General features: G+C 33.3%; 9 protein-coding genes. 6 read left to right on the top strand and 3 right to left on the bottom strand.

What is annotated here, in order from left to right:
• Nucleotides 1–371 precede the first annotated feature (371 nt).
• The 4 genes from AC6CH4_RS25110 (at nucleotide 372) to AC6CH4_RS25125 (ending at nucleotide 7,271) form a co-directional block, all read left to right on the top strand.
• On the top strand, nucleotides 372–731 hold the full coding sequence (locus AC6CH4_RS25110) for a cupin domain-containing protein (protein ID WP_498107930.1): 360 nt from the start codon (nucleotides 372–374) through the stop codon (nucleotides 729–731).
• 167 nt (nucleotides 732–898) lie between these two features.
• Entirely contained in the window at nucleotides 899–1,627 is a 729-nt protein-coding gene (locus AC6CH4_RS25115) for an LOG family protein (RefSeq protein ID WP_056191028.1), read from the top strand.
• A gap of 290 nt (nucleotides 1,628–1,917) precedes the next feature.
• Nucleotides 1,918–4,671: a gluzincin family metallopeptidase gene (locus tag AC6CH4_RS25120; protein ID WP_498107944.1), complete on the top strand. Its 2,754-nt coding sequence runs from the start codon at nucleotides 1,918–1,920 to the stop codon at nucleotides 4,669–4,671.
• 188 nt (nucleotides 4,672–4,859) lie between these two features.
• Nucleotides 4,860–7,271, top strand: a complete 2,412-nt coding sequence (locus tag AC6CH4_RS25125; RefSeq protein ID WP_498107932.1) for an alpha-ketoacid dehydrogenase subunit alpha/beta — start codon at nucleotides 4,860–4,862, stop codon at nucleotides 7,269–7,271.
• 201 nt (nucleotides 7,272–7,472) lie between these two features.
• Here AC6CH4_RS25125 and kdsB read toward each other — a convergent pair whose 3' ends face one another.
• From kdsB to AC6CH4_RS25140, 3 genes are all read right to left on the bottom strand, one after another.
• Entirely contained in the window at nucleotides 7,473–8,207 is a 735-nt protein-coding gene (kdsB, locus tag AC6CH4_RS25130; RefSeq protein ID WP_498107934.1) for a 3-deoxy-manno-octulosonate cytidylyltransferase, read from the bottom strand.
• Between the two features lie 155 nt (nucleotides 8,208–8,362).
• Complete coding sequence (gene ygiD / locus AC6CH4_RS25135; protein ID WP_498107936.1) at nucleotides 8,363–9,193, bottom strand: 4,5-DOPA-extradiol-dioxygenase; 831 nt, start codon at nucleotides 9,191–9,193, stop codon at nucleotides 8,363–8,365.
• 103 nt (nucleotides 9,194–9,296) lie between these two features.
• Nucleotides 9,297–10,721 (bottom strand): ATP-dependent DNA helicase, encoded by a 1,425-nt coding sequence (locus AC6CH4_RS25140; RefSeq protein ID WP_498107938.1) that lies wholly within the window; start codon nucleotides 10,719–10,721, stop codon nucleotides 9,297–9,299.
• 350 nt (nucleotides 10,722–11,071) lie between these two features.
• On the opposite strand from AC6CH4_RS25140, the gene AC6CH4_RS25145 reads away from it, so the two are divergent.
• Nucleotides 11,072–11,893, top strand: coding sequence for a DUF3822 family protein (locus tag AC6CH4_RS25145; protein ID WP_498107940.1), 822 nt, complete (start codon nucleotides 11,072–11,074; stop codon nucleotides 11,891–11,893).
• Nucleotides 11,890–12,495 (top strand): RsmD family RNA methyltransferase, encoded by a 606-nt coding sequence (locus AC6CH4_RS25150; RefSeq protein WP_498107942.1) that lies wholly within the window; start codon nucleotides 11,890–11,892, stop codon nucleotides 12,493–12,495. The genes AC6CH4_RS25145 and AC6CH4_RS25150 overlap by 4 nt, the downstream gene beginning before the upstream one ends.
• Nucleotides 12,496–12,526 lie beyond the last annotated feature (31 nt).

The raw sequence follows: 12,526 nt of genomic DNA on the forward strand, positions 1-12,526 counted from the left end.
AAAATGCGAATACTTTCGTGCATAAAAATATGTTTCTAATATTAACCAAGCCTACAGCTTTTTTCGATATAATCTTTAGTTCCGGAGGAACGAAATGTTTATAGCAACGGATTAAAATCCGTTTATAATTTTACATTTTTCGTAATTAAGTTCCGTAGGAACGACATATATTATCGCATATTGTAATTATTGTAAAATTCATTTTCTATAATCTATTGATAATGAAGCCTAATCCAAAACCTACCCATTTAAAATTGTTACATTTAAATTAATAAATAGACAATCTTGTGACAATTCTGAAAAAAAGACTTAATTTAGCTAGCCGTTTTTGAAAAAATTTTTGATTTCGGTGAAGACTAAATAGAGAATCTATGAATTTAAAAGACAAGTTCAGCAACGTAGACCAATATTTTTCGCCTAAAATAATTGATGAAGTAAACGATCAATATATTAAAGTGGCTAAAATAAAAGGTCAGGAAATACCGTGGCATAATCACGAAAATGAAGACGAGTTATTTTATATTGTTGATGGTGAACTTTTAATGGAAATTGAAAACGAGCCATCATTTACTATGAAAAAAGGCGAATTATTCGTTGTAAAAAAAGGAATAAATCATAGGGTTTCATCTGTTGAAGAATGTCTAATAATGCTTATAGAATCTAAAACAACAGAGCATACCGGAAAAGTTAAAAGCCATATTACTAAATCAATTGAAGAACAAACCTATTAGTAAAGGATTTTTCTTTTGAAAACGAGTCACATAGCCCTGATAGGAACGGTATCCTTTTATGTGCGCCGCGGCGAACATAAAAGATACAGTGGACAGCAGGACACGAGCGATAGCGACTGACGAAGTAAACAGCTCCTTAAAAAAATATAAATTATAATATACCAAAAATGAGATTAGAAGATTTTGATAATGATGAGGATAAAGTAATTCAGGATCGTTTGAAACAAAAAACGTGGAACGAAATTAGAACCAATGACAGCTGGGCGATTTTTAAAATCATGGCCGAGTTTGTAAACGGTTACGAAAGTATGGGACGTATTGGTCCGTGTGTTTCGATTTTTGGATCTGCGAGAACAAAACCGGACGATAAATACTATTTACTTGCCGAAAAAATTGCCTATAAAATTAGTAAAGCTGGTTATGGCGTGATTACGGGCGGTGGTCCCGGAATTATGGAAGCCGGAAATAAAGGTGCGCATTTAGGTGGAGGAACTTCGGTTGGTTTAAATATTGAGTTGCCTTTTGAACAGCATTTTAATCCTTATATCGACCACGATAAAAACCTGAATTTTGATTATTTCTTTGTTAGAAAAGTAATGTTTGTAAAATATTCACAGGGATTCGTGGTTATGCCTGGAGGTTTTGGAACTTTAGACGAAATGTTTGAAGCGATTACTTTGATTCAGACCAAGAAAATTGGAAAATTCCCAATTATTCTGGTTGGAGTTGAATTTTGGTCAGGTTTAATCGAATGGGTAAAAACGGTTTTGGTTGAAAAAATGAAAACAGTAAGTCCTGACGATTTAAACTTATTTAAAATCGTAGATACTGAAGATGAAGTTGTTGACGTACTGGATAAATTCTATAAGAAATACGATTTAAGTCCGAATTTCTAAAATATTCTCCACCATATAAGTGATATGAGTTCATTTAATCTTTGCGTAAAAACTAAGCAAAACTAAATTTTCTAATATTACTTATATGGTTAAATACATAAAAATTGAAAGCTGTTTTTTAAAACAGCTTTTTTTATGCTATTTTTACAAAAAACCAAAACAACTTTACCCTCGTAACTTAAGTATATCCGTTAATTTCTAAGCCATCCTTGAAATCATTTTATAAAATTATATTCTTCATTTTAGTTTTATTCAGTTCGATAAAACAATATGCACAACATCAGTCTAAGATGGAAGTGGCGGTGAACCTTGAACTTAAAACACTGAATGTTAAACAGGATATCACGTTTTATAATACTTCTAACGACTCTTTGACTTCGATTGTTTTGAATGATTGGAATAATGCATTTTCAGATAAAAATACGCCATTGGCAAAGCGTTTTTCAGATGAATTCTACAGAGGTTTTCACGTTGCAAAGCCTGAAGAAAGAGGAAATACAACAATTTTAAATCTGACGGATTCAGATAATTTAGCTTTGGAATGGGAAAGAACCGATAAAAATCCGGATTTTATTGTTGTAAAGCTGAACCGAAAATTAAATCCGGGCGAGAAAATTGATTTGCATCTGACATATATTTCGAAGATTCCGAGTGATAAATTTACACATTATGGTTTTGATCAAAATGGCGGAATGAACTTAAAAAATTGGTTTTTAACCCCTGCCCGATTTGAAAATCATAAGTTTATAAAAAACAATAATTTCAATCTTGATGATATTGCTAATGCCAGTTCAGGTTATGAAGTTGAAATAAAAATTCCGAATAACTATTCTGTCACGACCGACTTAAATTCGGTTTCAAAAGATATTTCAAATACTGCTTTTAGCTCTTATTTGTTTTCCGGAAATAACAGAACTGACTTCAATTTATTTATTGAAAAGCAAAATAGTTTTAAAAGTTATACTACTGGAGATTTAGAAGTGCTTTCTGATTTAAAGACGAAGAAACTCAACGAAATTCAGAGAGCCCTTGTTATTAACAGAGTAGCCACTTTTGCTAATGAATTTATTGGTAAATATCCACATCAAAAAATCATGGTTTCTCAGGCTGATTATGATCGAAATCCGTTTTATGGATTGAATCAATTGCCGTCATTTATTAGTCCATTTTCGGATGAATTTATTTTTGAGATTACTTTCTTAAAAACCTATCTGAACAATTATTTGAAGAATAGTTTACGTTTAGATCCCCGAAGAGACAATTGGGTTTATGACGGAATTCAGATTTACACCATGATGAAATACATGGAAGAAAATCATCTGGATCAGAAGATGTTAGGAAGACTTTCGGACATGAAACTCTTTAAAAGTTATAATATCACAAATCTGACTTTCAACGAACAATACAGCTATTATTATATGCTGATGGCGCGAAAAAACCTGGATCAGCCACTTGGCGACCCAAAAAACACATTGATTAAATTCAACGAACAGATTGCCAGTAAATATCGCGCCGGCTTAAGTTTGAGCTATTTGGATGATTATTTAAATCACAATATTGTTCCTGAAAGTGTTCAGGAATTTTATAATCTGAATAAAAAGGAACAGACAAACCGATATGATTTTGAAGATATATTAACTAAAAATAGTCCCAAAAAAATCAATTGGTTTTTTGAAACTATTATAGATTCCCGTGAAATTATCGATTATAAATTCACAAATGTTTCCCGAACCAAAGACAGCGTTCAATTTCAGATAAAAAACAAAACAGGTATTTACGCTCCCATTCCGATTTATGGAATAAGGAAAAATGAAGTCGTTTTTAAAACATGGATTGAACCAAAAAACAACAATGATTCAATTTATAACTTTGAGCGAAAAAATGCGGATAAAATTGTCATTAATTACGATAATGAAGTTCCGGAATACAATCAAAGAAACAACTGGAAATCACTGAAAAACGTTGTAATCACGAATCGTCCGATCAAATTTAATTTTGCTAAAGATCTGGAAGATCCCTATTACAACCAAATTCTATATATACCGACACTTACCTATAATTATTATGATGGATTTACACCTGGAATCCGTTTTCATAATAAAACGATATTAGACAAACCGTTTACGTTTGACATAAATCCAGCGTATTCTCTAAAAGCCCAAACAATTTCAGGATCTTCTGCCTTCGCGTGGAATCAATATTACCGCAACAGTACCTTATATAATGTACGATATTCTTTAAGTCAAAATTATTACCATTATGCGCCAGATGCCGCTTATTTAAGATTGAATCCGATGGTTCAGTTTAGAATTCGGGAAGAGAATTTCAGGGACAACAGAAAACAACTTTTCTTATTTCGTCAGGTAATTGTAAATCGTGAAGCAACCGAATACATTACAGATAATTCAACACCTAATTATTCTGTTTTTAATGCACGATACTCAAATACCAAAACCGAATTAATTAATCATTTTAATTTTATGACTGATGTTCAATTTTCCGGAAATTTCGGGAAAGTGGCTGGAGAAATTGAATATAGAAGATTATTTGAAAACAATCGTAAGCTAAATTTGAGATTATACGTTGGAAGTTTCCTTTATAACACAACAAATTCAGACTATTTCAGCTTTGGCTTAGACCGCCCAACAGATTATATGTTTGATTATAATTTTTATGGAAGATCTGAAAGTACCGGATTTTTCAGTCAGCAATTTGTAATGGCAGAAGGTGGTTTTAAATCGAGAATCGAGCCTTCTTATGCCAATCAGTGGATGTCAACATTAAACGCAAGTTATGCTGTGTGGAACTGGATTGAACTTTATGGAGATATTGGTTTTATGAAAAGTAAACACCAAAGTGCTGATTTTGTTTACGACAGCGGTGTTCGATTAAATTTAGTGCCGGATTATTTTGAACTTTATTTCCCTGTTTATTCAAATAATGGCTGGGAAATTACCCAAACAAAATATAACGAAAAAATAAGATTTGTTATAACATTGTCTCCCAAAACATTAGTTAATCTTTTTACCCGAAAATGGCTTTAATTAAATAAATTTTAATCAAAAACATATGCAATTCTCATTAAATTGTGTTTTTTATTTAATAATACATAAATAAAATACGTAGTTTTTTGATTTTAAATACAAATAATTAAATTATATTTATTTTAAAGAATTATGATTATTGATTGTTTTTAAGTAATTTCGCAGTCTTAACATGACCATTCCAGATTATGATTACAGAAAAAAACAATACTACATTAACATTTGAGGATTTCAAAACTGAGGTATTAAATGACTACAGAATTGCAATCACCAGCCGTGAATGTAGCCTTTTAGGTCGTAAAGAAGTATTGACAGGAAAAGCCAAATTTGGAATATTTGGTGACGGAAAAGAAGTGCCGCAGCTTGCTATGGCAAAAGCCTTTAAAAATGGTGATTTCCGTTCTGGATATTACCGCGATCAGACTTTTATGATGGCGATTGGCGAATTGACTCCAAAACAATTTTTCGCAGGTCTATACGGTCATACCGATTTAGATTTTGATCCAATGTCAGCCGGAAGGCAAATGGGCGGACACTTTGTAACGCACAGTTTAAACGAAGACGGATCCTGGAAAGACTTAACAAAACAAAAAAATTCAAGCGCAGATATATCACCTACAGCCGGACAAATGCCAAGATTATTGGGATTGGCTCAGGCTTCAAAAATTTACAGAAATGTTGATGGCATTACTATCAAAGATAAATTCTCTGTAAATGGAAACGAAGTGGCTTGGGGAACTATTGGTAATGCCAGTACTTCTGAAGGTTTGTTTTTTGAAACTATAAACGCTGCGGGAGTTTTACAAGTTCCAATGGTAATGAGCGTTTGGGATGATGAATACGGAATTTCGGTTCATGCAAAACATCAAACTACCAAAGAAAATATCTCTGAAATCTTAAAAGGATATCAACGTGATGAAGATTCTAAAGGTTATGAAATTTTCAGAGTTAAAGGCTGGGATTATGCTGAATTGGTTTCTACTTACGAACGTGCCGGCGCTATTGCCCGCGAAGAACATATTCCGGTTTTAATTCACGTAAACGAATTAACGCAGCCACAAGGACATTCTACTTCAGGTTCTCACGAACGTTATAAAAACGGAGAAAGACTGGCTTGGGAAAGAGATTTTGATTGTATTCGTCAGATGCGTTTATGGATGATTGCCATCAATATTGCATCTCCGGAAGAATTGTCAGAAATTGATTTTGAATTGAAAAAAGAAGTTCTGGAAGCTAAAAAAGAAGCCTGGAATTCTTTCATCAACCCAATTATTGAAGATCAAAAAAATCTTTTGGCTTTATTGGAGCAAATTGCAGAAGCAAGCATCAATCATAAGGAAAGAATTAGAAAATATATTTCAGAATTAAGTGCTATTAAATCACCTTTAAAAAAGGAAATGTTGGTTATAGCGCGTAAAATATTGCGTTTTGTTGAAGTTCCAAACAGTAAGGTTTTATTATCTAACTGGATTACGGATTACATTTCAAAAACACAACCAAGATTCAGCAGCCATTTGCATTCTGATTCAGAATTAAATGTTTCCTCAGTAAAAAAAGTGCTTCCTGAATATGCAGATAATGCAAAACCAGATTCAGATGGTCGCATGATTCTTCGTGATAACTTCGATGCTTTGTTTACCAAATATCCTGAAACGCTAATTTTTGGTGAAGATGTTGGAAACATTGGCGATGTAAACCAAGGTTTAGAGGGCATGCAGGAAAAATACGGAGAACTTCGTGTTGCCGATGTCGGAATTCGTGAAGCTACCATTGTAGGTCAGGGAATCGGAATGGCTTTGAGAGGTTTACGACCTATTGCTGAAATTCAATATTTAGATTATTTACTGTATGCGATTCAAATCATGAGTGATGATTTGGCAACATTACAATATAGAACGGTTGGAAAACAAAAAGCACCGTTAATTATCAGAACCCGTGGACACCGTTTAGAAGGTATCTGGCATTCTGGTTCACCAATGGGAATGATTATCAACGCTATTCGTGGAATTCACGTTTTGGTTCCAAGAAACATGACTCAGGCTGCAGGATTTTATAATGCACTTTTAGAGACTGATGAACCAGCTTTAGTAATTGAATGTTTGAATGGATACCGTTTAAAAGAAAAAACACCTTTGAATTTTGGTGAATTCAAAACGCCAATTGGTGTTGTTGAAACATTAAAAGAAGGTTCAGATATTACGCTAGTTTCATACGGTTCAACGTTGAGATTGGTCGAACAGGCTGCAACTGAATTATTAGATTTAGGAATTGATTGCGAAGTTATTGACATTCAGTCTCTACTTCCATTCGATATCAATAAGGATATTGTAAAAAGTATTGCTAAAACGAATCGTTTGTTAGTAATTGACGAAGATGTTCCCGGTGGAGCTTCAGCTTATATTTTACAACAGATTTTAGAAGAACAGGATGCTTATGTTCATTTGGACAGCAAACCACAAACTCTAGCTGCAAAAGCCCACAGACCAGCTTACGGAACTGATGGCGACTATTTCTCAAAACCTTCTGCTGAAGATATTTTCGAGAAAGTCTATAGTATGATGCATGAAGTTAATCCTTCTAAATTCCCGGATTTATACTAAGGATTTAGTTTTAAATATAAAAAAAGCTCCAGAATTTTGGAGCTTTTTTTTATTTCTAAATAAAGTATGTCATTCTGAGGAACGAAGAATCACACTAGAGACTCGACAAAGATTGTCAACATACTGTGCGGAATTTCTAGTGTGATCCTTCGTTCCTCAGGATGACAAAAAATCCTCGCCATCCGTGTGCCATTGCGCAATTTATTTCGAAGCCAAAATTGCCCTCGCCTTTTCTAAATCCTCAGCCGTATCAATTCCAATTCCAACATGAGTTGTTTCGACCATTTTAATACGTTTTCCGAATTCTAAATAACGTAATTGCTCTAATTTTTCAGAAGCTTCCAAAGATTTCATCGGCAGACTATAAAAGTCTAATAAAGCCTGTTTTCTAAAAGCATAAATTCCGATATGCTGAAAATAACGAACTCCTACATCCTTATCTCTAGGATACGGAATTACAGAACGTGAAAAATACAACGCAAATTGCGATTGATCTACAACTACTTTTACATTGTTCGGGTTATTAATTTCGCCTTCATCTGTAATTTCACGCATTAGCGAAGCCAAATCTACTTTACGATCTTCATCATTTCTAAAAACCGATAAAACTTGTTCAAGAGGGCCAACTTCAGTAAAAGGCTCATCACCCTGCACATTCACAACAATATCAACATCTAAGCTATAAATAGCTTCTGCAATTCGGTCACTTCCTGATTCGTGTTCTTTGATGCTCATTATGGCTTTACCTCCATTCGATACAATTTCATTAAAGATCAAATCAGAGTCGGTTACAACAAATACATCATCAAACAACTTTGTTGCGACGGAAGCTTCGTATGTTCTTAAAATCACCGTTTTACCTCCTAAATCCTGCATCAATTTAGCAGGAAATCGTGTTGATGCGTATCGTGCCGGAATTACAGCTATTATTTTCATTTTTTATGTCATTGCGAGGAACGAAGCAATCTCATCCTCATTAGTAATTTATTTTTTTTTCTTTTGCGAATCTTTGTGAAATCTTTTGCGAATCTCTGTGAAAAAGTTATAACACAGAGATACACGAAGATTTCACAGAGATACACTAAATATTTTTACATAATTTTTACCGATGTCATACTCAAAGAACCCGCCAGTAATTTATCATTAAACAAACTCAATTCTTCTGACTTTTCCTTTAAACCTAAAGTATATAATAAAGGCAAATAATGATCCGGTGTTGGAATTGCAACCTGAACTGCTTTACTCATTTTTTCGAAATCAATCAAAGGCTGAAAATTTTCATCCAACAAATAATTATTAATCGTTTCACGAGCTTCTATAGCCCAATCGAAACCATAATTATCCTTATCAAAATTCCTGAAATCAACCAAACGAAGATTGTGAACGATATTTCCGCTTCCGATAATCAGAATACCTTTATGACGAAGCGATTGTAATTTCTGTGCCAACTCAAAATGATATTGTCCAGACTTGGCGTAATCAATACTCAACTGAATTACCGGAACATTTGCTTCCGGATACAAATGTTTAATTACACTCCAGGCTCCGTGGTCTAAACCCCAATGTTCGTCTAAATCGACATGAACTGGTTCTAATATTCTTTTTGTTTCTGCTGCCAGTTCCGGACTTCCTTTTACAGGATATTGTACATCAAAAAGTGCTTGCGGAAAACCACCAAAATCGTGAATGGTTCTTGGCATTTGCATCGAAGTGACTTTGGTTCCGTTGGTAAACCAATGTGCCGAAATACACAAAATCGCATTTGGCTGTGGCAATGTTTTAGCCAGATTGCGAAAACCAGCCACAAACTGATTTTCTTCAATGGCGTTCATCGGACTACCGTGTCCTAAAAACAAAACCGGCATTTTATCTGTATTCGAAAACGTTGATGAAATCGAATGTAAGTCGTTTAGTGTTGTCATTCTAAAATGTTTTCTTTTTTGCCACAGATTAAAAGGATTCTCTCAGATTTTAAATACATATTTAGGAAATCTTTTTTAATCCTTTTAATGTGTGGCAAAAAAACTATTCCTCGAAACTCTCGTCTTTAAATCCTATCAAATATAATTTATTTTTGGCACGCGTCATAGCTGTGTAAAGCCATCGTATGTAATCCCGATCGATTCCGTTTGGCAAATACGGCTGTTCAATAAAAACAGTATCCCACTGCCCTCCCTGTGATTTATGACAAGTTATGGCATAGGAGAATTTTACTTGTAAACCATTAAAATATTCGTTTTCTTTTACTTTTTGGAATTTCTTGTATTTGGTACTTTCATCTTCGTAATCTTTCATTACTTCTTCATACAAACGATTGGATTCTTCGTAGGTTAATGACGGAGATTCACTTTTAATCGTATCCAAAAGTAAAACGGTTTCAAAAGGTTTTTGATCCGGATAATCGACCATTCTGATTTTTACATTCGCAAAAGTAAATCCGTATAATTCTTTGATACCGAACATTTCTAATACTTCAATAATATCTCCGTTGGCAATAAATCCGGCTTCATCAGTTTCTTTTAACCAGAAATAATTATTCTTCACAACCATCAAAAAATCGCCTACCGAAAGTTCACTTTCTTTAAACAAGATTCGGGTTCTGATTTGTTCGTTATACTGATTCGCTCTTTTATTCGAGCGTACTATAAAAGCCGTATCTTCAATACTATAATTACTATAAGCCGTGTTTATTGCATCCTGAATATCATAGCCATCAGTCAATCGAACGATGTCTTTAAACTTTTTTACATTGAATTTAAACTCCGTAATAAAGCTTTCTTTCAGCAATTCACGTAATTCCGTCGCATTGTACAAAATACCTGAATTCTCTTCCTGACGCATTACTTCATCCAATTCTATATGTTCCACTTCCTTATCGTAATGAACTCCTAAGGTTTGAATATCAAGAGCCGGGCTAATATCTAAATTTACAGGAGGCAGCTGAGCCGTATCTCCTAAAAGAATCATTTTGCAATTGGTTCCGGAATAAACATATTGAATCAAATCGTCTAAAAGTGATCCGTTATCGTACAATTTCGAATCCGAATTGCTGTCTGAAATCATAGAAGCTTCATCAACGATAAAAATGGTGTTTTTATGTTTGTTAATCTGTTTGGTAAAAGCCACGCCTCCACCCGAAGATTTTTTAGGAAAATATATTTTTTTATGGATGGTAAATGCAGGCGTATTCGAATAATTAGCAATCACTTTTGCAGCGCGACCTGTTGGCGCCAGCAAAACAAACTTCTTATTAATTTCTCCAAGATTATTTACAATAGTCGAAATCACCGTTGTTTTTCCGGTTCCGGCATATCCTTTCAGTACAAAAATGGTATCGTTAGCTGGTTCGGTTAAAAAAATAGCGATTTTTTGAAAAAAAATATCCTGTTTATAAGTGGGTGCAAAAGGAAATTTTCTTTGTAAAACGCCGTAAAACAATGCTGAATTCATAGGGTGAAATTGAACTACAAAGTACGGTTTTTTAAATGGCAAATTCAATGGCAATCCTAAAATCAATTTTCCTCACCATATAAGTGATATAAGTTCAGTTAAGCAGAGCCGCATAGCATTGTATCTAATTGGAAACAATCTAAAAGCACATATAAGAATGTAAAAATTCACAATTAAATGAACTTATATCACTTATATGGTGAGGAAAAAAAATTTAACATTGCCTTAAAATGTATATTAAATTGTTTTTTGAAATTGCAATTATTATTCTTGCTTTTTAATTTGTAAGTTTGTGTTCGAATTAAATTCTTTCTTGACACTACAACAGGTAATGAATTGAAAATCAAATTATGGCATTTCAAAATACTAATATTACATCAAAACTTTACAAAAAGCTTTCTATTCAGGTTTCCCTGACCGGATTTTCTTTTTGTTGTTTTGATACCTTAAATAATACCATTACTTCGTTTAATGAAATTCATTTTGATCCGACTCAAAAGGCGACTAAAATTGAAGAATCATTTAGTGATGCTTTTAAAAAATATCCGGAATTAAAAGAGACTTATGATGAAATTATGGTAATTCATAATAACAATCTTTCGACTTTTGTTCCAACTGCGCTTTTTGATGAAAATTATCTGGGCAGCTATTTACAATACAATACAAAGGTCTTTGAAACTGATTTTTTTACTTTCGACACCATTTCAAATTACGAAATGAATGCCGTTTACATTCCGTATGTAAACATCAATAATTTCCTGATTGATAATGTTGGATCATTTGATTACAAACACGTTAACAGCATTTTAGTCGAAAAAATCCTTGACGCTTCAAGAAACAATGACGATAAAAAAATGATCGTCAATTTTAATCCGGAGCATTTTGAAATTATCGTAGTTCAAAATCAAAAACTATTGTTATTCAATTCTTTTGAATATCAAACACCGGAAGATTTTATCTATTACATCCTTTTTACGGCCGAACAATCGAATTTAAATCCTGAGATTTTTCCACTCGAATTGTTAGGTACTATAGAAAAAAATGACCCTTTTTATGCCATCGCGTATAAATACATCCGTAATGTTTCCTTCTTAGATGTAAGCACATTACAAGAGAAAAATGACTTTTCTACTGCACAAAATCAAAAACATTATATCTTATTTCAATCATGAGAATCATTTCTGGAAAATACAAAGGACGCCGCATTTTTCCGCCAAAAAACCTTCCTGTAAGACCTACGACTGACATGAGCAAAGAAGCATTATTTAATGTTTTGAACAATCATTTTAGTTTTGACAGCTTAAAAGTTTTAGACTTATTTTCGGGAACAGGCAATATTAGCTTTGAATTCGCTTCACGCGGAAGCGCGCCCATAACATCTGTTGACGGAGATTTTGGCTGCGTTAAATTCATCAAACAAGTTTCGTCAGAATATGATTTTGATATCGCTGCGACTAAAAGTGATGTTTATAAATTTTTAGAAAATTGCAAAACCTCTTACGATATTATTTTTGCCGATCCTCCTTACGGATTAGATCAGACTGCTTTTGAAAAAATAGTGCTGACTGTTTTCGAAAGAGATTTATTGCACGAAGATGGCATGATGATTATCGAACATTCTAAATATACAAAAATGGAGCATTTGAGTAATTTCTCTTTTCAGAAAAATTATGGAGGTTCCTTTTTCAGTTTCTTCGAATTGAATTCTACAGATGATGATGAAGAATTACCGGATGATTCATTAAAAAAAGTTACAGAAGAAGACGAAGGATAATTTCCTTTAAAGTATAAAAAAGCCCTTGAAA

The organism is Flavobacterium sp. GQ95 (assembly GCF_059758655.1).

Coding starts and splice junctions, on each gene's coding strand:
- AC6CH4_RS25110 (WP_498107930.1), top strand. CDS start 372: ATGAATTTAAAAGACAAGTTCAGCAACGTAGACCAATATTTTTCGCCT.
- AC6CH4_RS25115 (WP_056191028.1), top strand. CDS start 899: ATGAGATTAGAAGATTTTGATAATGATGAGGATAAAGTAATTCAGGAT.
- AC6CH4_RS25120 (WP_498107944.1), top strand. CDS start 1,918: ATGGAAGTGGCGGTGAACCTTGAACTTAAAACACTGAATGTTAAACAG.
- AC6CH4_RS25125 (WP_498107932.1), top strand. CDS start 4,860: ATGATTACAGAAAAAAACAATACTACATTAACATTTGAGGATTTCAAA.
- kdsB (WP_498107934.1), bottom strand. CDS start 8,207: ATGAAAATAATAGCTGTAATTCCGGCACGATACGCATCAACACGATTT.
- ygiD (WP_498107936.1), bottom strand. CDS start 9,193: ATGACAACACTAAACGACTTACATTCGATTTCATCAACGTTTTCGAAT.
- AC6CH4_RS25140 (WP_498107938.1), bottom strand. CDS start 10,721: ATGAATTCAGCATTGTTTTACGGCGTTTTACAAAGAAAATTTCCTTTT.
- AC6CH4_RS25145 (WP_498107940.1), top strand. CDS start 11,072: ATGGCATTTCAAAATACTAATATTACATCAAAACTTTACAAAAAGCTT.
- AC6CH4_RS25150 (WP_498107942.1), top strand. CDS start 11,890: ATGAGAATCATTTCTGGAAAATACAAAGGACGCCGCATTTTTCCGCCA.